The sequence below is a fragment of the Streptomyces sp. PKA51 genome, assembly GCF_057552455.1.
Genome location: NZ_BAAJPZ010000003.1, coordinates 366,739 through 390,172, shown reverse-complemented (window position 1 = coordinate 390,172; position 23,434 = coordinate 366,739). Strand labels below are relative to the sequence as shown.

General features: G+C 73.6%; 16 protein-coding genes. 1 reads left to right on the top strand and 15 read right to left on the bottom strand.

The genetic code is table 11. From position 1 onward, the window contains the following. Nucleotides 1-2: 2 nt before the first annotated feature. From AC27L3_RS06850 to AC27L3_RS06790, 13 genes are all read right to left on the bottom strand, one after another. Complete coding sequence (locus AC27L3_RS06850) at nt 3-476, bottom strand: hypothetical protein (protein WP_487233102.1); 474 nt, start codon at nt 474-476, stop codon at nt 3-5. Beyond that, nucleotides 469-1,572 carry a tryptophan dimethylallyltransferase family protein gene (locus AC27L3_RS06845; protein ID WP_487233101.1) on the bottom strand — a complete coding sequence of 368 codons (1,104 nt, stop codon included), beginning with the start codon at nt 1,570-1,572 and terminating at the stop codon, nt 469-471. Before AC27L3_RS06845 ends, AC27L3_RS06850 begins: the two co-directional genes overlap by 8 nt. A 51-nt stretch (nt 1,573-1,623) precedes the next feature. After that, nucleotides 1,624-2,811 carry a cytochrome P450 gene (locus AC27L3_RS06840; RefSeq protein ID WP_487233100.1) on the bottom strand — a complete coding sequence of 396 codons (1,188 nt, stop codon included), beginning with the start codon at nt 2,809-2,811 and terminating at the stop codon, nt 1,624-1,626. Next, on the bottom strand, nt 2,789-4,039 hold the full coding sequence (locus AC27L3_RS06835; protein WP_487233099.1) for a nitric oxide synthase oxygenase: 1,251 nt from the start codon (nt 4,037-4,039) through the stop codon (nt 2,789-2,791). The genes AC27L3_RS06840 and AC27L3_RS06835 overlap by 23 nt, the downstream gene beginning before the upstream one ends. A 315-nt stretch (nt 4,040-4,354) precedes the next feature. Next, a complete protein-coding gene (locus AC27L3_RS06830) occupies nt 4,355-5,521 on the bottom strand; it encodes a cytochrome P450 family protein (protein ID WP_487233098.1) in 1,167 nt (388 codons plus the stop codon). Between the two features lie 188 nt (nt 5,522-5,709). Then, nucleotides 5,710-6,537, bottom strand: a complete 828-nt coding sequence (locus AC27L3_RS06825; RefSeq protein ID WP_487233097.1) for an ABC transporter permease — start codon at nt 6,535-6,537, stop codon at nt 5,710-5,712. Continuing rightward, entirely contained in the window at nt 6,534-7,547 is a 1,014-nt protein-coding gene (locus tag AC27L3_RS06820; RefSeq protein ID WP_487233096.1) for an ATP-binding cassette domain-containing protein, read from the bottom strand. Before AC27L3_RS06820 ends, AC27L3_RS06825 begins: the two co-directional genes overlap by 4 nt. Further along, nucleotides 7,544-8,011 carry a DNA-binding protein gene (locus AC27L3_RS06815; protein WP_487233095.1) on the bottom strand — a complete coding sequence of 156 codons (468 nt, stop codon included), beginning with the start codon at nt 8,009-8,011 and terminating at the stop codon, nt 7,544-7,546. The genes AC27L3_RS06820 and AC27L3_RS06815 overlap by 4 nt, the downstream gene beginning before the upstream one ends. Before the next feature lie 95 nt (nt 8,012-8,106). Then, on the bottom strand, nt 8,107-9,318 hold the full coding sequence (locus AC27L3_RS06810; protein WP_487233094.1) for a cytochrome P450: 1,212 nt from the start codon (nt 9,316-9,318) through the stop codon (nt 8,107-8,109). 1 nt (nt 9,319) lies between these two features. Further along, nucleotides 9,320-9,562 (bottom strand): MbtH family protein, encoded by a 243-nt coding sequence (locus AC27L3_RS06805; protein ID WP_365970193.1) that lies wholly within the window; start codon nt 9,560-9,562, stop codon nt 9,320-9,322. A 64-nt stretch (nt 9,563-9,626) separates the two neighbouring features. After that, nucleotides 9,627-10,364: a thioesterase II family protein gene (locus tag AC27L3_RS06800; RefSeq protein ID WP_487233093.1), complete on the bottom strand. Its 738-nt coding sequence runs from the start codon at nt 10,362-10,364 to the stop codon at nt 9,627-9,629. Nucleotides 10,365-10,439: 75 nt separating this feature from the next. Next, a complete protein-coding gene (locus tag AC27L3_RS06795) occupies nt 10,440-19,103 on the bottom strand; it encodes a type I polyketide synthase (protein ID WP_487233092.1) in 8,664 nt (2,887 codons plus the stop codon). Nucleotides 19,104-19,176: 73 nt separating this feature from the next. Beyond that, nucleotides 19,177-20,364, bottom strand: a complete 1,188-nt coding sequence (locus tag AC27L3_RS06790) for a cytochrome P450 (RefSeq protein ID WP_487233091.1) — start codon at nt 20,362-20,364, stop codon at nt 19,177-19,179. 325 nt (nt 20,365-20,689) lie between these two features. Between AC27L3_RS06790 and AC27L3_RS06785 the strand changes: the two genes are divergently transcribed. Next, nucleotides 20,690-21,271, top strand: coding sequence for an alpha/beta fold hydrolase (locus tag AC27L3_RS06785; RefSeq protein ID WP_487233090.1), 582 nt, complete (start codon nt 20,690-20,692; stop codon nt 21,269-21,271). A gap of 66 nt (nt 21,272-21,337) precedes the next feature. Here AC27L3_RS06785 and AC27L3_RS06780 read toward each other — a convergent pair whose 3' ends face one another. Both AC27L3_RS06780 and AC27L3_RS06775 read right to left on the bottom strand, forming a co-directional pair. After that, entirely contained in the window at nt 21,338-22,369 is a 1,032-nt protein-coding gene (locus tag AC27L3_RS06780) for a ParB/RepB/Spo0J family partition protein (protein WP_487233089.1), read from the bottom strand. A 531-nt stretch (nt 22,370-22,900) separates the two neighbouring features. Continuing rightward, nucleotides 22,901-23,287, bottom strand: coding sequence for a VOC family protein (locus AC27L3_RS06775; protein WP_487233088.1), 387 nt, complete (start codon nt 23,285-23,287; stop codon nt 22,901-22,903). Nucleotides 23,288-23,434: the final 147 nt, after the last annotated feature.

Genomic DNA, 23,434 nt, shown 5'->3' with positions numbered 1-23,434 from the left:
GCTCACTGTGTGCCGCGGTCGCCGTCCTCCAGGGCGGTGATCGCGGCACGGATGCATGCGAGGGTCTCGTCGCGCAGTTCCATCGCGTGGCGGTAGTAGTCCGCCTGCCGTTCGGGGTGGCGGAGCATGGCGTCGCGTACGGCCGTCAGGCCCGCGGGCTCGACGGGCGGCAGGTGGGGGAAGCAGGCGCCGTCGGCGCCGTTGAGCAGGTCGAGGGTGCGCCAGGCGAAGAAGTAGAAGGCGTCGGTGTAGACCGCGGCCCAGTCCCAGGCGTCCAGGAAGCGTTTGTGGCCGGTGGGTTCGTCGCCCCAGGAGGCGGGGTCGAGGGCGTCGACGACCTTGGCGAGGAGCATGTCCAGCTGGCCGAACCGGGTGTGGATCTCGGCGACGGCGCCGGCGTCGGGGCTCTGGCCCGCGGCCGTGCCGGTCAGCAGAACCGAGTAGCGCATCCACGCTTCGACGACGGGCTCATACATCCGGCCGAGTATGGCAGGTCCCGGCCCGCTGTTCGAGGGCGTAGCGGGCGGCGGGGTCGGTGTGGCGCAGTTCGGGCGAGAGGTAGACCTTCAGGCGGGGCCGCAGCCGGCCGGGGCGCCAGGCGATGTAGTTGTGGATGCCGCGGGCGCTGTCCAGGGGCCGGGCGGCGGCCTCGCGCAGGACGCGGTCGTACAGCGCGGGGGTCCGTCCGGTGGTGGCCAGGACGTGGTGGAAGCGCTGCCGGACGGCCTCGTCGTGGGGGGCGTAGGTCCACATCGGCAGGTAGAGGGTGGCGGCGATCGCGGGGCCGCCGGTGCCGGTGAAGGTCAGGCAGGTGGCGGGGGCCTGTTCGGCGAGGCTGTCGCGACCGTCGGTGAGGGTGGTGCAGAAGTCGGTGACGGGCTCGGCGGAGAAGCCGGGGTAGGGCTCCATGAGGGTGGCCATGTATTTGGTGTCGGCCTCGTAGTGGCGGAAGTAGACCTTGACGCGGGCGGCGGCGCCGGGGGCGAGGTCGAGGGAGAACAGGAAGGGCCGGTCGCGGCGTTCGTCGCGCTGGACGTGGGCGGTGACGGCGGGGTGCGCGGCGCCCAGGCCGAGGCGGTCCAGTGCCCGGGCGCAGCGTTCGAGGGGGTGGTCGGCGGCGAGGTAGAACCAGACCTTGAACTGCACGGGCCGGCCGTGGGTGACCTCGGCTCCGTACATGGCGACGTGGTCGGTGGCGGGTTCGGCGGGCAGGAAGAGGTCGGCGACGGCCGCGTGGCGGTCGGCGCCGGCGCCGTGGTGGCGGGCCAGGGCGGCCATGGTGTGCCGGGCGGCGGCCGCGCGGTCGGCGGGGGTGCCGCCGGGCGCGAGGGGTTCGACGGCGAACTGCAGGGAGGGGTGGGTGTCGTCGAAGCCGACGGCGAGCTCCAGGGGGGAGCCGTCGGAGGAGACGTCGGACTCGCCGAGCCCGGCGATGGTCGCGGTGCCCCAGGATCCGGTCATCGCCCGCAGGGCGGCGGTGCAGCTCGCGGCCCGGTCCGCCAGGCCGAGCGCGCGCAGCAGCCTCACCAGGCGGGCCGTGCAGACGGCCCGGGCCGTTGGTGAGCGGTCCACGTGTCCTCCCCCTCTTCGGTGCGCCGCCCTCCGGTGGGCGTGCGCGTCGGGTCAGTGCTCCAGGGCGACGGGCAGTGCGGCGAGGCCGCGCAGGGTGCCGTTGGGGCGCACGACGGGTTCTCCGGCCGGGCGCCAGGTGCCGCGGCGCAGCAGGGCGGCGAGGACGACGCGGGCCTCCAGGCGGGCGAGGCCGAGGCCGAGGCAGGAGTGGGAGCCGCGGCCGAAGCCGAGGTGCGGGTTGGGGGTGCGGTCGAGCCGGAGGGTGTCGGGGTCGGTGAACTGCTGCGGGTCGCGGTTGGCGGCGCCGATGAGGGCGGTGACGACCTGGCCCTTGCGGACGGTGCGGCCGCCGATGTCGGTGTCGGCGGTGCAGGCGCGGGCGAGGGCCTGGACGGGGCCGACGTGGCGGATGAGTTCCTCGACGGCGCTCTCCAGCGGGATGTCGCCGGCGCGCAGGGCCTGCCAGGCGCCGGGGGTGGCGAGCAGGGCGGCGACGGCGTTGCCGAGGAAGCGGCTGGGCACTTCGAAGCCGGCGTGGAAGAAGGCGCGCACGGAGTTGACGAGGACGTCGTCGGCGGCGACGCCGGAGCCGGGCAGGTGGGCGACGACGTGGGCCAGGACGCCGTCGGGGCCGGGGTCGGCGAGCCAGGAGCGTACGAGGTCGTTGAAGTGGGCGCGGGCGCGCCGGCCGGGTTCGGCGGCGTCGGGGTCGAGGCTCTCGTCCATGCTGTGGTCGAGGTCGTCGTTGCGGCGGGCGAACTCCTCGTCGAAGGAAGGGGGTTCGGTGCCCAGGAAGCGGGTGATGGCGGTGAGGGTGAAGGGGTCGGCGAAGTCGCGGACGAAGTCGAAGCTTCCGCGCGGGGTCAGGGTGTGCAGGAGGGCGTCGGCGTGGGCGGCCAGTTCGGTGCCCAGGGCGTCGAGGTCCTGGGCGCGGACGGCGCCGAGGGCGAGGTGGCGCAGCGGGGTCTGGTCGGGCGGGTCGAGGGTCTGCAGGCTGAGCAGGGTCTCGGGGGTGGGGATGCCGATGCGGCGGAAGTCGGCGGTGAACAGGTCGGTGTCGCGCAGGACGGTGGCGCAGTCGGCGTAGCGGGTCAGGATCCAGGAGTCGATCTGCTCGTGCCAGTGGACGGGGTCGGTCTCGCGCAGGGTGCGGTAGACCGGGTAGGGGTCGGCGAGCACCGCCGGGTCGAGGGGGTTGAACAGCGGGTCGGCCGTCTCAAGGCCGGGCGTCGTGGTCACGGCTGTCTCCGTCGTCTCGGTCGGTGGTGCCCACGGCGGCGGGTACGGGCACGGGTGCCGCCCGCCGGGGCGGGGGCGTGCCGCCGGTGGTGGCGGGGGCGGTGGCGGGGCAGCCGGCGGGTGGGTGCCGGCTGTCGGGGCGGGTGAAGCCGGGCAGGGGGGCGCCGTCGTCGTAGTAGCGGTGGAAGACGGGGGTGATGCCGCCGGAGAGCGGTGGCACGATCCACGACCAGTCGGCGGGGACCTGCCGGCCGGCCTTCTCCTCGCGGGCGAGGTGGCGCAGGAAGCGCTCGGATTCGGTGTGGTGGTCGCTGATGGTGACGCCGGCGCGCCGGAAGGACCACAGGACGGCGACGTTGAGTTCGACCAGGGCCCGGTCCTTCCAGAGGGTGTGGGGGGCGGTGGTGTCCAGGCCCATGCGGTCGGCGATCAGCGGCAGCAGGTCGTAGCGGTGGGCGTCGACGAGGTTGCGGGCGCCGATCTCGGTGCCCATGTACCAGCCGTTGAAGGGGGCGGCGGGGTAGCGGACGCCGCCGATGTCGAGGGTCATGTCGGAGACGACGGGCAGGGCGTGCCAGCGCAGGTGCAGGTCGGCGAACCAGGCGAGGTCGGGGTGGGCGAGGGGCACTTCGTGGACGGCGTCGGCGGGCAGTTCGTACAGCGCGGGCGGTCCGGTGGGGCCCTGGAGGATCAGGGGCAGGACGTCGAAGGGGGTGCCGTCCCCGCCGGTCCAGCCCAGGGCGCGGGCGTGGTCGGTGAGCAGGGTGTGGGCCCGGTCGCCGGTGACGTGCCCGTCGGGGTGGTGGTGGCCTGCGTAGCGGACGAGTTGGGGGTTGTGGATGCGCGGGCCGCTGCCGTCGGGGTGCTGGGGGGCGAAGACGGTGATGGTCGGCCTGATGCGGCCGCCGTTGTAGGCGGTGTGCAGGTGTTCGACGCAGGCGTGGTGCAGGGCGTCGGGGGTGCTCAGGTGCCGGCGGTCGCGGACGACCAGGCTGCGCCAGTACAGCCGGCCGATGCAGCGGTTGCTGTTGCGCCAGGCGACGCGGGCGCCGAAGGCGAGTTCGCGGGGGGTGTGGGCGTAGGTGCCGTGCCGGCCGATCTCGGCGCGGATCTGCCGCAGGCGGTCGGCCAGGGGCCGGCGGACGGTGTTCTCGGCGTGGAACAGCCGGAGGAATTCCTCGGCCTGTGCCTCGACGTCCGAATTCCCGTTGCCGGGCGGCCTGGTCATGCGGATCGACCCCCAGGAGAGGAGCCGTGGCCCGGCACGAACGTGCCGGGCCACGGCGACGCATCATTTCTCGCGGAATCAGTGCAGGTAGCGCATGGCGGTTCACCTCCTCCGCCTCGTCCGCGTTCATGCCGGACGCTTCGCGCCGTGGAAAGACCGTCGGACCGCCCGGCGCCGCACAAATCTAGGACCGTGCTTTCCGGGGTGTCAAAGAATGTTTCTGAACACCGCTTTCCGAACACCGCTTCCTGAACACCCCGACCGCACCAGGGGCATTGTTTTACGGTGAAGAATTCCCGGCCGCACCGGGGTGGTTCACAGGGTGACGGGCAGGGCCGTCAGGTGCCAGCTGCCGGGGTTGGGCAGGCGCGGTACGTCCTGCGGGGGCACGGCGAGGGCGAGGCCGGGATGGCGGCGCAGCAGGGCGGTGAGGGCGACCTCGGCCTCCAGCAGGGCCAGGGAGCCGCCGATGCAGTAGTGCGGGCCGTAGCCGAAGCCGTAGTGGACGGCCGTTCCGGCCGGCCGGGTGACGTCGAGGCGGTCGGGGTCGGTGAAGGCCCTGGGGTCGCGGTTGGCGCTGGCGATGACGGCGACGACGGAGTCGCCCTTGGCCACCGGCACGCCGCACAGGTCGGCGTCCTCGCGGGCGTAGCGGATGGCGGTGAGCAGCAGTGGGGGGCGCCAGCGCATGAGTTCCTCGACGGCGCGCGGCATCAGGCCGGGGTCGGCACGCACGGCGGCGAGCTGGTCGGGGTGGGAGAGCAGGCCGACGACGGAGTTGGCGATGAAGTTGGCGAGGTTGTCCTGGCCGGCGAGGACGGTGTGCCAGACCATGGTGATCATCTCGGTGTCGGTGATCCGGCCGGGGTCCTCGGCCTGGGCGCGCAGCAGGTCGGAGACGAGGTCGTCGCCGGGTTGCTCGCGGCGCAGGGCGATGACGGCGCGGGCGCCGTCGACGACGGCGCGCAGGGCGGCGTCGTAGCGGGCTCCGCCGGCGCCGATCTCGGCGATGTGCTCGCGCCAGCGGGGGCGTTCGTCCTCGGGGATGCCGACGACGGCGCCGACGACGGCGGTGGGCAGCGGGCGGGCGTAGTGGTGCAGCAGGTCGACGGTGCCGTTCTCGGCGTGGCCGGGCAGGTCGTCGAGGAGGCGGTCGGTGATGCGCTCGATCAGGGCCCTGCGCTCGGCGGCGCGGCGGGTGCCGAAGGCGGGCAGGGCCAGTCGGCGCAGCCGGGTGTGCTCGGGGCCGTCCATGTGGGACATGGTCAGCATGTAGGGCCGGATGTCGTCGGGTATGCGCTGGTTCCAGCTGTCGGCGGTCATGGCGAACCGCGGGTCGTTCAGGAGCGCCTTGGCGTCGTGGTGGCGGGTGACCGCCCAGATGCCGCCGAAGCCGGGTGCCACGAGCCGCACCACCGGGGATTCCTCCCGGGCTTTTGCGTAGGCGGCGATGGGATCGCGCAGCACCTCGGCGTCGGTCATGGAGATTTCCGGGATTCCGCTCCCGGCTGGTGCGCTGTGGAGCACGGCATTCCCCCATCGATGTCCGGCCCGTGGGCCGGTGCCTCTCGGTCGGGTGGTGCGGATTTCCTGCTCGCCGACGAGGCTATCCGGCCCGTGAAAGGGCGGCAATGTTCGGGGGAATGCCGTGCGACTGCTGCGCGGGTTTCTCAGCTCTTGCGGTAGCGCAGGAGGCTGAGGGGCACGAAGACCAGGAGCAGGACGGCGCAGGAAATCAGCGCGGGGCCGAGTTCGCCGGGGTGGTCGCCGTTCATCAGCTGGCGTGCGGCGGTGACGACGAATCCGACGGGGTTGATGTCCACGAATGCCTTGAGCCAGCCGGGCATGGTGCCGGGGCGGACGAAGATGTTGCTGGCGAAGGTGAGCAGGGACAGGATCAGCATGCCGAGGGCGGAGACGCCCTGGGGGGTGCGCAGGGCCAGGCCCAGCAGGGTCCAGATCCACGAGACGCAGAAGCCGAAGAGCACCACGAGCAGGATGCCGGCGACGACGCCCGTGAATCCGCCGTGCGGCCGGAAGCCCAGGGCGAGCCCGACGGCCACCACGACCACGGAGGAGATCAGGTAGCGCACGACGTCGCCGAGGAGGGCGCCGGTGAGCGGGGAGGGCCGCCAGATCGGCAGGGACTTGAAGCGGTCGAAGATGCCCTGCTGCAGGTCGGTGGTCAGAGCGACGCCGGTCTGGGTGGAGATGAACAGCACGCCCTGGACCAGCACGCCGGGCAGCAGGAACTGCAGGTAGTCCCCGGTGCTGCCGCCGAGTGCCCCGCCGAAGAGGTAGGTGAAGATCAGGGTGAACATCACCGGGGTGACGGTGGCGTTGAACATCTGCCCCGGCGACCGCTTGATCTTGGTCATGGCGCGCCAGCCCAGGGTGAGCGTGGAGGACAGCGCTCCGGGGCGGGCGGGGCGCACGTCCTCGCCCAGGACCTGCTCGAGCGTGTGCCGTGCCGGTGCGGGGTGAGCGGCCGTCGTCATCGGGGCTCCCTGGGTGCTGTGCGGTGCTTGCCGTTGCGGGGGGTGCCCGGCTGCTGCGGGACGTCGGTCGTCGCGGGGCGCCCGGTCAGGGCGAGGAAGACCTCGTCGAGGCTGGGGCGGTCCATGGAGAAGTCCTCGACGTCGATGGACTGGGTCAGCACGCCGAGGGCGCGGGCGACGGTGTGCGCATCGGCGCCGCGGGCGGAGATCTGGGTGGGGCCGCCGGGGTGGGCGGGCACGCCGAGGGCGGAGGTGAGGATGCGGGTGGCGTCCTGAAGGTCCTGCGGGTCGCGCAGTTCGACGCGCAGGGAGCCGTTGCCGGCGGACTTCTTCAGCTCCTCGGGGGCGCCTTCGGCGACCAGCTTGCCGTGGTCGATGACGGCGACGCGGTCGGCGAGGTGGTCGGCCTCCTCCAGGTACTGGGTGGTGAGCAGGACGGTGGTGCCGCGCCGGACGACGGCCCGGATGATCTCCCAGACCTGGTTGCGGCTGCGCGGGTCCAGTCCGGTGGTGGGCTCGTCGAGGAACATCAGCTCGGGGCGCACCACCAGGCCGGCGGCCACGTCCAGCCGGCGGCGCATGCCGCCGGAGTAGGTGCGGGCGGGGCGGTCGGCGGATTCGGCGAGGTCGAAGGCCTCCAGCAGGTCGCGGGCGCGGGCCCGGGCGGCCTGGGCGGAGTGGCCCAGCAGTCGGGCGAGCAGGACGAGGTTCTCCTCGCCGGTGAGTTCGTTGTCGACGCTGGCGAACTGCCCGGTCAGGCTCACCCGGCGGCGCACGTCGTCGGCCTCGCGCACGACGTCGTGGCCGAAGACGCGGGCGGAGCCGGCGTCGGGGGCCAGCAGGGTGGCCAGGATCCGCAGCGTGGTGGTCTTGCCCGCGCCGTTGGGTCCCAGCACCCCGTAGACGGCGCCGGCGGGCACCGACAGGTCGAGCCCGTCGACGGCGCGCGTCTTTCCGAAGGACTTGACCAGCCCGTCGGTCTCCACTGCAAGGTCAGTACGCACGGTCACCCTCGGGTTCGGCTGTCGTCACGGCTGTCGTCCTTGCGGCTGTCGTCCTTGCGGCCCAGGGAGCGGCCGCAGCGCTGCTGGGCGGCCTGGGCGGAGCGCAGGCCCAGGCCGAAGGCGATCTCGGCCCAGGTCATGCCGGCCTCGCGGGCGAGGAACATCAGGCCCGCCTCCAGGGCGTCCAGCTCGGCGCGGGCACGTGGCAGCAGGGTCAGGGCGGCCAGCAGGTCGGTGGTGTCCACCGCCGGTGCCCCGCCGGGGCCGGGCCTGCCGCCCGCCAGGGCGCTGACCAGGGCGACCGCTTCCTGTGCGGTCGGGCCGGGGCCCGCTCCGGGGTCCTGTCCGCCCTCCGCGGGGCCGCCGAAGCGCTCCCGGATGCGGGCCAGTGCCAGCTGTTCGCGGCGGGCCCGGGCCTGGTCCGGATCCTCGGGCCGGAACGGGGTGTTCGTCGATTCGCGGTTGTCCACGTCCGGCATCGTGGCGCTGCCAACATCGCGTTGTCAACGGGACGTTGAAAACGCGGAATTGAAGATACCGTTTCGAGTGACGCGCCCTCGCACGGTCACACGAGGGGCGTGCACAGGACCGGAAGCCGGGAGAGGAAGCGGAAGTTGACGTTCTCGATCCATACCGGCTCCTCGGTCAGGCGCAGGTCCGCGGTGCGCGCCAGCAGCCGGGCGACGGCGATCTCGGTCTCGGCCAGCGCCAGGGCCGCGCCCAGGCAGTAATGGATGCCGTGACCGAAGGACAGGTGGTCGCTCGCCCTGCGCGTCACGTCCAGCCGCTCGGGGTCGGCGTAGCGGCGGGGGTCGCGGTTGCCCGCCCCCAGCACCAGCGCCACCGAGTCGCCCGCCGCGATGCGGTGGCCGGCCAGCTCGATGTCGGCCAGCGCGACCCGGCTGGTGAACTGCACCGAGCTGTCGTACCGCAGGAACTCGTGCGCGGCGTTCGCGGCCAGTTCGGGCTTGTCCCGCAGGAGGCGCAGCTGGTCGGGGTGGCGCAGCAGCGCCAGGACGGCGTTGCCGATGAGGTGGGTGGTGGTGGCCTGCCCGGCGTCGATGAGCAGCAGGAAGTTGGCGAAGACCTCGTCGTCGGTGTACTGCTCGCCCTGCAGCTGGTCGGCGATCAGACGGCTGAACAGGTCCGCGCCGCTGCCCTCGCGCCGGGCCCGGGCGCCCTCGTCGAACAGCTCGCGCAGGGCCCGGATGCGCGGGACCTGCCGGGCGGACTGGGTGTAGAACTCGAACAGCAGACCCTGCCAGTTCTCCAGCAGCGGCATGCCGTGCCCGGGCACGCCGGCCAGCCGTGCGACGACCTCCCGCGTCAGCGGCTCGGAGTAGTCGTGGATCACGTCCAGGGTGCCGCCGGTGAGCGCGCGGTCGAGCAGTGCGTCGGCCTTTTCCTCGATCAGCGGTCGCATGTCGTGGATGAAGCGGGGGGTCAGTCCGGGTTTGATCAGCCGGCGCAGCCGGGTGTGCCCGGGCGGCTCGTTGAAGAGCATCATGCGCGAGAGCACGTCCCTCAGTGCCGACATCTCCGACTTCGCCGAGGCCGGCAGCTGCTCGTAGAACGCCTCGATGCGGGCGCCGGTGAGCCGTTCGTCCCGGGAGAGGCGGGTGATCTCCTCGTGCCCCAGCACCAGCCAGCTGCGCATCCACCGGTCCCAGTGGACGGGACCCTGCTCGCGCAGGGTGCGGTACAGCGGGTAGGGGTCGGTGCCCCACTCGGGGCCGAACAGGCTCAGCAGGCTCAGGGTGCGCGCCTGACCGGGCACGTCATGTGCCCGGCCGGTCGGCGGCCTCGGCCGCGGCGGCGTCCATGGCGTCGACGAGGCTCTTGGGCCGCATGTCGGTCCAGTTCTTGTTGACGTATTCCAGGCAGTCCGCCCGGCTCGCCTCGCCGAACACCACGCGCCAGCCGCCGGGCACCTCCAGCGAATTCGGCCACAGGGAATGCTGGAGTTCGTCGTTGATCAGCACCACGTAGGACGCGTTCTCGTCCTCGAACGGGTTGGCCATCGTCCCTCCCAATTCTCGGTTCCGGCCGCATGCCGCACGTACGGGACGGTCACGGCCGACATTGTCACGGCCGCGGTACGGCGGCAAGGCGTTCAATCACCAGGCGCACAACGGCGTCCGCCTGCGCGGCGAGATAGAAATGGCCGCCGGGAAATACGTGCACGCCGCCGAACGCGGCCGTGGTGTGCTCCCGCCACCGCGCGGCGTCCTCGGGGTCGGTGGTGGGGTCCTCGCGGCCGACCAGCGCGGTGAGGGGGATGCCGGTGGCCGCGCCGGGCGCGCAGGCGTACGCGGCCAGGGCCCGGTAGTCGTCCCGCAGGGCGGGCAGGTTCATCCGCAGGGCCTCGTCGTCCGGGAGCATCCCCGCGTCCGTGCCGCCCAGGTGCCGCACTTCCGCGGCGATCTGCTCGTCGCTCCACGTCCCGCGCCGGGCCTCGGCGCGCGGGTGGGCGGGGGCCCGGCTGCCGGAGGCGAACAGGTGCAGCACGCCGCCCGGGTGGCGGCTCTCCAGCAGGCGCGCGGTCTCGAAGGCGACGAGCGCCCCCATGCTGTGCCCGAGGAGGGCGGTGGGGGCCGGCGGCAGCGCCGCCACGGCCTCGGCGGCGCCCCGCGCCAGGCCGTGCAGGTCGTGCTCGGCCGCCTCGGATCGGCGCCACTGCCGGCCCGGGTACTGCACGGCCACCACGTCCAGTTCCGGTGGTGCCGCGGCGGAGAGCGGGAAGACGGAACCCGCCGATCCGCCGGCGTGCGGAAAACACACCAGGCGCAGGGGACATGCGGCCGGTCCGCTGCGGAAGGACATCAACCAGCGATTTTTTGCCCTCATTTTCGCCTCATGCTTCCCTCATGCTTCCCTCATGCTTCCCTCATGCTTCCCTCATGCTTCCGTCCCTTTCTCCCAGTCGGGGCAGGCACGGCCCAGATGGTCCGCGAGCTCCCGGGGGCTGGGATAGTCGAATATCAGGGTCGGGGGCAGCGGGACGGACGTGGCGGCCGAAATCCTGTTGCGCAATTCGATGGCGCCGAGGGAATCGAGCCCCATCTGGGGGAAGAGCGCATCGGGGGCCACGGCCCGTGGCCCGTCGTGCCCCAGTACGGCCGCCGTCTGCGCCCGCACCAGCTCCAGCAGCGGCGGCCGGCCGGGCTGGCGAGCCGGCTGCCGTGCCGCGTCGCCGCGGGAGCCGGGGGGCGGCAGGACGGTGGCCTCCGGTTGTGTGAGCCGTGCCGCCACGACCGTGGGGGCGCCCGCCCGTAGCGCCTCGTCGAACAGGGCGAGCCCCTCCTCGGCCGACAGGGCCCCGATGCCCTGCCGCGCGAGCCGCTGCCGGTCGAGGGCGCTCAGCCCCCCGGTGAGGGTGCTCGGCGGCTCCCACAGACCCCAGGCGATGGACAGCCCCGGCAGCCCACTCGCGTGCCGGCGCTCGGCCAGGCCGTCGAGGACGGCATTGGCCGCCGCGTAGTTGGCCTGCCCCGCCGAGCCGGTCGTCCCGGCCACCGAGGAGAACAGGACGAAGGCGGACAGGCCGGCGTCCCGGGTCAGCTCGTCCAGGTGCACGGCGGCGTCCGCCTTGGGCCGCAGCACCTCGTCCACGGAGTCCTGCGTCATGGTGGCCACCGCCGCGTCGTGCGTCACGCCCGCCGCGTGCACCACGGCCCCCGGCGCGATGCCCCGGCGGCCGAGGTCGGCGAGGAGTCCGGCGAGGGCCTGCCGGTCCCCGGCGTCGCAGGCGGCGACGGTGACGTCGGCGCCCGCGTCCTGCAGTTCGGCGGTCAGTTCCGCGCAGCCGGGGGTGTCCGCGCCCCGGCGGCCGGTCAGGACCAGCCGCCGTACGCCGTGCTCCCGCACCAGGTGCCGGGCCACGAGCCCGCCCAGGGTGCCCAGGCCGCCCGTGACCAGCACGGGCCGGTCCGTCTCCCAGGTGCGCAGGGCCAGGACGACCTTGCCGGTGTGGCGCGCCTCGGCGACGTACCGCAACGCCTCCGGGGCGCGGGTCGCGTGCCGCACGTCCACCGGGAGGGGTGGGAGCGCCCCGCGTTCGAGGAGGCGGGTGATCGTGGCGAGCATGCCGCCGATGCGCCCGGGGCCCGCCTCCCTGATGTCGAACCGCGTGTAGCGGGCGCCCCGGTGTGCGCGGGCGACGGCGGCCGGGTCACGGACGTCGGTCTTGCCCATCTCCAGGAAGCGGCCGCCGTCGGCCAGCAGGCGCAGGGAGGCGTCGGTGAGCTCCCCGGCGAGGGAGTTGAGGACCACGTCGACGCCCCTGTCCCCGGTGGCGCGGCGGAAGGCCGTGGCGAAGGCGGCGTCGCGCGAGGAGGCGATGTGGTCGTCCGGGATTCCCATCGCGCGCAGGGTCGCGTGCTTGCCGGGGCTCGCCGTCGCGTAGACCTCCGCGCCCAGGTGCCGGGCCAGCCCGACCGCCGCCATGCCCACCGCCCCGGTGGCCGTGTGCACCAGCACCGTCTCGCCGGCCCGCAGCCCGGCCAGCTCCACCAGACCGTGGTACGCGGTCAGATACGCCACCGGCACCGCGGCGGCCTGCGGGAACGACCAGCCCCGCGGCATGCGGGCCACCAGGCGGTGGTCGGTGACGGAGACCGGGCCCGCGGCTGCGAACAGCCCGGCCACCCGGTCCCCCACCGCGAGCCCCGCGACGCCCGGCCCGACCTCGGTGACCACGCCGGCGCCCTCGGCGCTCTGCTCGACGGCGGATGCCCCGACCCCGTCCCGGGGGCCGATCACGCCCAACGTCAGCAGCACGTCACGGAAGTTGACGCCCGCGGCGTGCAGTGCGACCCGTATCTCGCCGGTGCCCAAAGGCGCCGCGGCCTCCGGCCAGGGCACCAGTGCCGCCTTCTCCGGGGCGCCCCGGCCCACGTGGTCCAGGCGCCAGGGGCCGGCCGGGGGCCGCAGGACCGCGCCGGTGCCCGCGGCCGTACGGGCGGGGGCGTACGCCCGGCCGTCGCGCAGGGCCAGCTGCGGTGCGCCCGCGCCGAGGGCGGCGGGCAGGAGGGCGCGGGAGGGCGGCGTACCGTCCTGGTCGAGCAGCGCGAACCGGCCGGGCTCCTCCGCCTGCGCGGCCCGCAGCAGGCCCCAGACGGCCCGGCCGGCCAGGTCCGTCGGCGCCTCGCCGTCCGCCACGCCCACGGCGCCGCCGGTGACGACGGCCGTCCGGCACCCGGCCAGGGACGGCTCGGCCGACACCTGCTGGACGACGGCCAGGACGCGCCGCACGGTACGCCGGATCGCCTCGGCGCCGTCGGTCGGCGTCGTGCACGGCACGACGACCACCCCGGGCGCCTCACCGCCGGCGGCAAGGGCCCGGGCGAGCGCCGCCGGGTCGGCGTACCGCGCGGCACCGGGCAGGAGCGGGGACGCGCCCGACGCCGGGGCGAGGACGGCGACGCGGACGGGCTCCTGCGCCGCGGTCAGCGGGTACGGCGTCCACGCCGGACGCCACAGCTCCGGGAGGCCGGGGGGCGTCGGGGGCCGGCGCAGGGTCAGGGAGGCCACGCTCATCACCGGCGCGCCCTTGTCGTCGAACAGCTCCAGCCCGACCCGGTCGGTGCCGAGCGGCAGGATCCGTACGCGCAGGGCGGTGGCGCCCGTGCCGTGCACGCTCACCCCGCTCCACAGGAACGGGATGCGGGCCTTGTCGTCCTGTGCGGTGGTGCGGTGCTCGACGGCGTGGAGGGCGGCGTCGAGGAGGGCGGGGTACAGGACGAAGCGCCCGGCCACCGGGCCCGTGGTGGCAGGCAGTTCGACCTCCGCGTGGAGGGCGCCGTCCGCTTCCGTGCGCCACAGCGCCTTCAGGCCCCGCAACGCCGGCCCGTAGGCCAGCCCGCGCGCGGCGAGTGCGGCGTAGGCGTCGGCGGGGTCGAGCGGGAGGGGCTCGGCGTCGTCGGGCGGCCAGGCGGCAAGGCCGTCCGGTGGCGCACCGGTCGCGGGCTGCCTGGTCAGCGCGCCGCCCGCGTGGCGTGTCCATGCGGCGGCAGGGGCCCGCGACACGTCGCCGGGGGGCGGGGCCGGGCGGGAGTGCAGGGCGAAGGGCCGCCGGTCCGCCCCGTCCGGCGCCTTGAGGACCAGGCGCAGCTCGACGTCGGTGCCGTCCGCCAGGGGCAGGGCCTCCTCCAGGACCAGCTCCTCCAGCCGGTCGTACCCGGCCTCGCGCCCGGCCCTGCAGACCAGTTCGGCGAGCACGGCCCCCGGCAGCAGCGGCCGGCCCCCGACCACGTGCTCGGTCAGCCACGGGTGGTCGCGGGACGAGAGCCGCCCGGACCACACCACGCTTCCGCCCTCGGGATCCTCCAGCCCGGCGCCGAGGAACGGATGGCCGCCGGCGCCGGCCGCAGGGGTCGCCGGGCCGGGGTCGAGCCAGTACCGGCGGTGCTCGAAGGGGTACGTGGGCAGGGGCGTCGTGCGGCCGGTGCCCCACGCGCCCGCGACCGCGGTCCAGTCGACGGCGAGGCCGCGGGCGTAGCCGGCGGCCAGACCCTCGACCAGCGTCACCGCCTCGTCGCGGGCGCCGCGCTGGAGCGCGACGACGTCACGGCGGGGGCGGCCGGGGCGGTCCGGGCGGCCGGGGCGATCGGGCTCCGCGTCCGCCTCGGCCAGGACGGCCGACGCGAGTGCCGCCAGGGTGCTGCCGGGGCCGATCTCCACGAAGTGGCCGGCTCCGGCGGCCCGCGCGGCGCGCACCCCCTCGGCGAAGAGAACCGGGCGACGGATGTGCTCCACCCAGTACTGCGGGGTGGCCAGTTCGGCGGGGTCGGCCGGGCCGCCGGTCACATGGGACAGCACGGGCAGCAGCGGCGGATGGTAGGTGATCTTCTCCGCGACGTCCCGGAAGGGCTCCAGGACCGGTTCCATCAGCGGGGAGTGGAAGGCGTGGCTCACCGTGAGCGGCACGGCCTTGTGACCGCGGGAGGCCAGCTCGGCGGTGATGTCCGCGACGGTGCCGGCCTCCCCGGAGACGACGACGGCGGTGCTCGCGTTGACGGCCGCGATCCCGGCCCGGTCCGCGCGGCCGGCCAGCAGCGGCTCGACCTCCGCCGCCGGCGCCCGCACGGAGACCATGGTCCCGCCGGCGGGCAGCGCCTGCATCAACCGGCCGCGCGCGGCCACCAGCGTCGCGGCGTCCTCCAGCGAGAACACGCCGGCGACATGGGCCGCGACCAGCTCGCCGACGGAGTGCCCCAGCACCAGGTCCGGCACCACGCCCCAGGACCGCACCAGGCGGTACAGCGCCAGCTCGACGGCGAACAACGCGGGCTGCGCGTACTCGGTGCGGTCGAGCAGCAGCGCCTCGGCGGTGGCGGGATGCGCATGCACGACGGAGCGCAGAGGGCGCTCCAGGTGCACGTCGAGGGCGGCGCACGCCTCGTCGAAGGCATCGGCGTAGACGGGAAAGGCGGCGTACAACTGCCGTCCCATCCCGGGGCGTTGGGTGCCCTGTCCGGCGAACATGAACAGCCGCCTGCCGGTGGGGGCCTTGTCGTCGCGGTCGGCCGGATCGGCTCCGGCCAGTTCGTCGAGTCCGGCCAGCAGCGCGTCCCGGTCGCCGGCGGGGAATGCGGCACGGTACGGGAAACCCGAGTCGCGTACCGCCAGGGTGTGGGTGACGTCGGCGGGGTCGGTAGTCGTGGTGGTGAGGTGATCGTGGAGGGTGCGGGCGAGGGTCTGCAGGGCGGTGGGGGTCTTGGCCGACAGGATGAGCGGGAGCGGGGTGCCGGCGCGGGGCTGTTGGGGGGCGGGCGCCGGGGGTTCTTCGAGGATGACGTGGGCGTTGGTGCCGGAGATCCCGAAGGACGAGACGCCCGCGCGCCGTGGGCGGCCGGGCTCCGCGGTCCAGGGGCGGGCCTCGGTCAGGAGGGCAACGCCTGCGCCGTCCCAGTCGATCTCGGGCGTGGGCTCGGTGACATGGAGCGTGCGAGGCATCAGACCGTGCTGCATGGCCAGGACGGTCTTGATGATGCCGCCGACACCGGAAGCGGCCTGCGCATGGCCGATGTTGGACTTCAGCGAGCCGAGCCACAGGGGACGATCGGCCCGGCGGTGCTTTCCGTAGACCTCGATGAGAGCGCGTGCTTCGATCGGGTCGCCCAGGCGGGTGCCGGTGCCGTGGCCTTCCACGAGATCAATGTCCGAGGGCCGTAATCCGGCGTTGGCGAGAGCGGTGGCGATGACGCGTTGCTGGGCGAGGCCGTTGGGAGCGGTCAGGCCATTGCTCGCGCCGTCCTGGTTCACCGCACTTCCACGAATCACCGCAAGGACCGGATGCCCCAAACGTCGGGCACGCGACAGGCGCTCCACCACCAGTGCGCCCACGCCTTCGGCCCAACCGGTGCCGGACGCGTCGGCGGAGTAGGAGTGGCACCTGCCGTCAGGCGACAAGCCTTGTTGACGGGAGAACTCCACAAAGGCACCCGGCGTCGACATCACCGTCGCACCACACGCCAACGCCAGAGAACACTCCCCCGACACCACCGACCGCACAGCCCAATGCAACGCCACCAACGACGACGAACACGCCGTGTCCACCGTCACCGCCGGACCCTCGACCCCCAACACATACGCCACCCGACCCGACAACACCCCACCCGACGAACCCGTCAACAAATAACCACCGGACTCCCCACCACCCTCGAACAACCGAGGACCGTACTCATACGACATCCCCCCGACAAAAACCCCCACCCCACTCCCCCGCAAACCCCCCGGCGCCACCCCCGCACGCTCCAACGCCTCCCACACCACCTCCAACAACAACCGCTGCTCCGGCACCATCGCCAACGCCTCACGCGGCGACACACCAAAAAACCCCGCATCAAACAACCCCACCCCCGAAACAAACCCACCCTCACCCACATAACTCAAACCACCAACATCCCACCCCCGATCCACCGGAAACCCCGACACCACATCCAACCCACCCCCCACCACACCCCACAAACCCTCCGGAGACACCACCCCACCCGGAAAACGACACCCCATACCCACAACCACCACAGGATCGTCAACCAGTAATTCCCGGGAAGTGGAAGCAGTTTCGACGCTTATCAAGGCGTCCGAGGTGCCGGGATTGCCTGTCAGCGACTCCACATGTCCCGCCAGCGCCTCGGGCGTCGGGTAGTCGAAGACGACGGTCGACGGCAACGCCAAACCCGTCTCCGCCGACAGCTGGTTCCGCAGCTCCACCCCCATCAGGGAATCCAGACCCAGCTCGCGGAAGGACGCCTGTGCGTCGAACGTGCTGCGGCCCAGGACGTCCGCGACCGTCGCGAGCACCAGGCGGCGTCCGGTCCGGGGGCGGGCGGGGCGAGCCGGGGAGCGGTGGTCGGGGGCGTCGGCGGCGGGCCACCAGTGGCGGGTGCGCTGGAAGGCGTACGTGGGCAGATCGGTCACCCGCGCGGAGCCGTGGGGGAAGGCTGCCGTCCAGTCGACGTCCGCTCCGGCGACGTGGAGCCGTGCCAGTGCCGTCAGGAGGCAGGGTGCGTCGGCGGCGGTGATGTCGGTCCGGAGCGCGTTCGCGGGCAGGTCGTCCGTGCGCTCCGGGGGCGTGATCCAGTCATCCCCCGCGTCCTGCCCTGCGTCCCCCTCGGTGAGAAGGCGCGCCGCCTCGGGCAGGGGCAGGGTGCCGGTGAGGACTGCGGCGGCCGTCGCGTCGTGCGGGGCGCCGACGACTGCGGCGGGTTCGATGCCGTACGCCGCCCACACGGCCGCGAGGCAGACCAGCAGCGCGAAGCGCCGGGGCGGCTCGGCGGGTGCGAACGCCTGCGCACACTGCTCCCTGCGGATGCGGAACGCCTCGACGCCCCCGAACAGTTCGTGCGCCCGCTCCGCCCAGGCGTCGTCCTCGCCGTCGGGCAGCACGAAGACCACGTCCCTGTTCTCCCGTACGACTCCCGTGACCGCCGTGGACGGCGTCCGGCCGCTCGCGATGCCGGCCAGGCCGGCCAGGGCCTCCTCCCGGCCGGATACGGCCGGCAGGACGGCCCGGTGGGAGAAGGCGGTGCGGGTGGTGGCGAGGGTGTGGGCGGCGTCGGCGGGGCGCAGGGCCGGGTGCTGGTCGAGGTGCCGGTGCAGGCGCCGGGCCTGGGCCCGCAGGGCCGCCTCGCTGCGGGCGGACAGCACCCAGGGCAGCCCGCCCGGTGCAGCGGGCGCCTCCGCCTCGCGGGGGTCCGCGGACGCGTACCGGCTCGCGGCGGCCGGGGGCGCAACGAGCACGACGTGGCAGTTGGTGCCGCCCATGCCGAACGACGAGACGCCCGCCACCTTGCGGCGCCCGGGGCGGGGCCAGGGGCCGAGGTCGGTCTGGACGCGCAGGCCCAGGGCGTCGAGGTCGATGGCAGGGCCGGGTGCGGTGAAGTTCAGGGTCGGCGGCAGGGCGTCGTGGGCGACGGCGAGGGCGACCTTGATCAGGCCCGCGACGCCCGCCGCGGCCTCCAGGTGGCCGATGCCGGGTTTGACGGAGCCGACGCGCAGCGGGTCCCCCGGGGGCCGGCCGGCGCCGAGGGCGGTGCCGAGGGCGGCGGCTTCGACGGGGTCGCCCACGGTGGTTCCGGTGCCGTGCAGTTCGACGTACTGGACGTCGCCCGGGGCGATGCCGGCCCGTTCGCAGGCGCCGCGCACCGCGGCGGCCTGGGCGGGGGCGCTGGGGACGGTCGGACCGTCGCTCCGGCCGCCGTGGGTGACGGCGCTGCCGGCGATCACCGCGTAGACGCGGTCGCCGTCGGCGAGCGCGCGGGAGAGGGGTTTGAGGACGACGAGGCCGGCGCCCTCGCCCCGGACGTAGCCGTTGGCGCGGGCGTCGAAGGTGCGGCAGTGGCCGTCGGGGGACAGCGCGCCGGATGCCTCGGCGAGACGGGCGCTCTGCTCGGCGAGGTTGAGGTGGACGCCGCCGGCGAGCGCGAGATCGCTCTCCCCGGCGTGCAGGGCGGCGCAGGCGGCGTGCACCGCGGTCAGGGAGGAGGACTGGCCGGTGTCGAGGGTCTCGCTGGGGCCGCGCAGGTCCAGGGCGTGGGAGACGCGGCCCGCGATGAGGCTGCGCTGGGTGCCCGGGGCGGCGTGGTGGGAGGGTGGTGCGGCGCCGTCGCGGTGCAGGACGAAGGCGTAGTCGTGGGAGTCGGCCCCGATGAAGACGCCGGTCCTGGTGCCGCGCAGGCGGGCGGGGAGCACGCCGGCGTCCTCCAGGGCCTCCCAGCTCAGTTCGAGGACGATGCGCTGCTGGGGGTCCATGGCGTCGGCCTCGCGGGGCGAGATGCCGAAGAAGTCGGCGTCGAAGAGGTCGGCGCCGGCGAGGCGGCCCTCGCGCCGGCCGGTGCCGGGGAGCTCGGTGACCGCGGAGGTGCCGTCGCACAGCAGGCGCCAGAACGCGGCCGGCGAGGCGGCGCCGGGGAAGCGGCAGGAGAGCCCGACGACGGCGATGGGCTCGGCCGCCCCACCTCCCGCGACCGCCCCACCTCCCGCGGCCGCCTCCCCGGGCGTCGCCTGCGTGGCCGGTTGCCGTTCGTCGGTGCTGTCACCGGTGCGGGGTGCGGCCATGGGGCGTTCAGCTCCTTTGCTCGACTGCTGCGTGGGGAGCGGTGGGCCCGGGCGCGTCCCACCGGTGCGGTGGTCACCAGGTGACGACGAGCCGTGCCAGGCCGCGGGTGACGAGGCCGTCCTTCCACACCACAGCTTCGTTGACGCCGTTAATACCGCCGGGGGTCGCGGCGGGGGTCAGGGCGGGGGTCAGGTCCGGGAAGCGGGTGAAGAGTCCGGCGAGAGCGGTGCGGATCTGCAGGCGTGCCAGGGGGGCGCCCAGGCAGCGGTGGATGCCGTGGCCGAAGGCGAGGTGGGGGGTGGTTCTGCCGGGGCGGATCGCCTCGGGGTCGGCGAAGACGGCGGCGTCGCGGTTGCCGTGCAGGAAGGAGACGACGACGCCTTCGCCGGCGCGGACGACGACGCCGGCCAGGTCGACGTCCTCGGTGGCGACGCGGGGGAAGCTGAGCGGGGTCGAGGGGGTGGCGCGCAGGAGTTCCTCGACGGTGCCCTCGGCCCGGGCCGGGTCGGTGAGGGCGGCGGCGGGCAGGACGCCCTGGAGGACGGCGAGGGCGGCCAGCGCGATCTGGCCGACGGTCGTCTCGTATCCGGCCGTGAGCAGGGCCAGGCCCAGGCTGACGAGTTCGGGCCGGGACAGCACGCCGTCGTCGTGGGCGCGGATGAGTTCGGTGAGCAGGTCGTCGTCCGTACCGCGGCGCTTGCGGTCGATGAGCGCGGCCATGTAGTCGACGAGCAGGAGGCGGTGGCGGGCCTTCTGCTCGTCGCTGCTGGCGGTGATGTCGAAGAGGACTTCCACCGAGGCGTCGAAGACGGGCCGGTCCTCCGGCGGGACGCCGAGCAGGGCGCCGAGCACGGCGACGGGCAGGGGTGCGGCGAAGGCGGCGACGATGTCGGCCGGCGGGCCCTGGCGGGCCATGTCCGCCAGGAGGCCGTCGCTCACCTTCTGCACCATGGGTGCCAGGCGGGCGACCCTGCCGGTGGTGAAGGCGGCCGCGGTGACGCGCCGCAGGCGGGCGTGGTCGTGGCCGTCCATGCTCATGATCGAGGACGGGGAGGGGCCGGCCGTGTTGAGCCTGGGGGCCTGCGGCGCGGCGGCCGCGGCCCGGCTGAAGCGCGGATCGGTGAGGACGGTGCGCGCCAGCGCGTAGTCGCTCACCAGCCACATGTCGTCACCGGTGGGGGTGCGCACCCGGGTGGGCGCGGTCGTGTCGCCCGTGGTCAACAGCTCCGGCAGCGGCCCCAGTAAGTCGGTGTGCAGCACTCCCGGTTCCTTTCCAGAGGTGACCTGTGGCTAAGTTTTCTGTCGGGAACGAAATGCACTCTAGCCTTCTCGCCGCTGTCAGCCCATGGAGGGTGTGTCCGTGAACATGCCGATGGAACAGGGGTTCTTCAGCACCGGACTTCCCTACCTGGCGTTCGGAACGGGCACGCCACTGGTGTACCTCTCGGATTTCACGATGACGCACACGGTGCCGCGTCCCGGTGCCCAACGGGCGGCCGCCGCGCGATTGGTGCGGCCTTTCGTCGCCGCCGGGTACCGGGTTTTCTGGACGAATCGGCGGCCGGGCATGGTGCCGGGTACGACCATGGGCGAGATAGCCGGCGAGCATGCGACCGCCCTGCGCGAGGAATTCGGGCGGCCCGTGCCCGTCGTGGCGCACGGCACGGGGGGTTCCGTCGCCTTGCAGCTGGCGGTCGACCACCCGACGGGGGTGATCAGCCGGCTGGTGCTGGCCGGCGCCGCCCATGCGCTGGGGCCCGTCGGGCGGCGGTTCCACCGCGACATGCTCGCGGCGGCGGAGCGCGGCAGGTCGGCCATGCACCGGGCGGCCCCGGCCCTCACCCGCGATCCGCTGCTGCGCGCGCTCCTCGTCGTACCGCTGTGGGTCGCGGGCCGTTTCGACAGGCCGCCGGCGGATCACTCGGACATGAAGGCGATGCTGCTGGCCGAGGACGCCTTCGACGTCCACGACCGCTTGCACCGGGTCGCGGTGCCCGTGCTGGTGGTGTGGGGGGCACGGGATCATCTGTGGCCCGCGGAGATGTTCCGGCAGACCGCCGAGGCGATTCCGGGGGCGAGGGGGATCGAGTATCAAAGGGCGGGTCACTCCGTCGTCTCCAGGGCCGATTTCTTCCGCGACGCGACCGCTTTCCTGCAGGCGGCCTGATCCTTTTCGGTGCCTCCCGGGTCCTTCCCGGGGACTTCGGGGCTTCTCAGGGGACTTCGGGGCTTTTCAGGGGGCCGTGGCGCCGACGCGCTCGGCGAGCCGGTCGGCGAGGTTCTGCCACATCACGGCGCATTCCCGGGCGAGCGAGGCGATGGTCTCCTGCCGGTGGGTCGGCACGGCGTCGACGATGCGGGCCCATTGTTCGGCGTCGACGGCGCAGATGCGCAGCGAGCGCAGCAGGATCTTCCCGGCGGCGGTGAAGCGCAGGGAGGGGTCCTTGGTGAGGCTGGTGAGGACGTCGGCGCTGATCCTCTTGGGGGCGCGGTAGCCGGTGCGGCGCAGTGGCGCGGGCTTGCCGGGGGCGGGCCGCGCCGCGGGTAAGGCGTCCGGCGGCGGCCCGTCGTGCGCAGCGGTGCGGTGGATGCGCCGGCGTACGTCGCTGGCGGTGGCCGGTGAGATGCCGGCGGCCTTGGCGACCTCCCGCAGGGACGCCTCGGGGTGTTCCTTGAGGTAGACCTCGGCCCGGCGGCGTCCCTCGGCGGAGTTGCGCGGCCTGATGCGACCGTCCTGGCCGACGGTGGTGTTCGACTGCTCGTCATGAGCAGTTGAACATCGGCGTATGGCGCCGACGGTGTTGGCGGCCAGGCCCACGACCTTGGCGATGCGGCGGTCCGACCATTGCCCGTGCGAGGCGACGATCCGCTCGGCGGCCGCCTTGCGGTCGGCCAGCGACAGCGGGAGCCCGTGGGTGCCGTTCAACTCGACGGCCAGGACGAAGGCATCGGCCGTACTGCCGTCGAAGAAGCACACGTCGACGAAGTCGTCGCCGCGCAGGACGGCGGCGCGCAGCCGGTGGGCGCCGTCGATGACGTTGAGGGTGGAGCGGTGCACGACCAGCGGTGGCAGGTCGACGTCCATCTCGGCCAGCGTGCGGATGTGTTCGGCGTCCTCCCCGGCCGTGCGCGGGGAGTCCGCGAGCTTCAGGGCGTCGACCGGCACCCGTTCCACCAGGTGTGCGCTGTGCGTCAGGGGGCGCTGCTCGGGGCCGGTGGGCCCTTCGGGGCGCAGGCTGCGCCCCATCTCCAGGTTCTTGATCATCGATCGACCCTCTCGGCTGCATGTCTGTCGTCCCCGGCGGAGCGCCGGAGGTCTGTCCACTTCTGCAGTCAGAAAAATGCGGTGATCGCGTCATGGCAGGCGCTGCCGCGCCAGGATCCGCCGGGCAAAAAGAGAAAGCGGCCGTTCCCGACGGCCGGGAAAATCGCCCGTCTTTGGGGAGGCCACTCATCGGTCGGGTACGGGACAAGTGCAGGAAGTGTCGGTTCTGTACACGCATCCCCCCGACCGGCAGGCCGCGTTCGACGGCCGACTCCGCCGGATCCACTTGCTCGACCCAAAACGAACAGAACGAATCAAGAACGGAACGAATCAAGAACTGCAACATTCTGATCGCCGTCCCCGCCCGCGTGTCAAGCCTGCCGAAACGTCCCCGAACAGTGCGATGCACCTGTCCGGTTCATGTCTTGCCTACGGCGCGGCTTGCTGGTGGCGAGCGGGGGCCGGGGATCGGAAAAGGCGACAAATCTTCATGGCGTCATAGCGCCATGCCGATGGATCGACAGGGTGCGGCTACGCGGGTCGGATGTAGGGGCGGGTCATGATCTCCATGTTGTGGCCGTCGGGGTCGGCGAAGTACGCGCCCCTGCCGCCGAAGAGCGTGTTGACCCTGCCCGGTTGTCCGTGATGGGGGTCGGCGTAGTAGGTCACTCCGGCGGCCTCGAGACGGTCGATCATGGCGTCGAAGTCCTCCTCGGGCACGAGGAAGGCGAAGTGGCTCGGGGTCAGCGTCAGTTCGGTGTTCTCGTAGAAGTCGAGCGTGACGTCGTTGCTCAGGTCGACCGGGACGAACGGCCCGAAGGGGGCGCCGGCCCGTACGCCGAGGATGCCGGCGAGGAAGTCGGCCGAGGCGCGTTTGTCGGTGGCGTGGACGACGGTGTGGTTGAGCTGGACTGCCATGGGGTTCCTCGTCATGAACGTAAGGACGGAAAGAAGGTGCGGAAGGGCCCCGGCAGTGGCGGGCTCCTGGCCCGCCCCGACCTCACTCGGAGGCCGGGCAACTCTTTCGCTCGCGGCCCAAGGCCGACCCGGCAGTCATGTCGATCA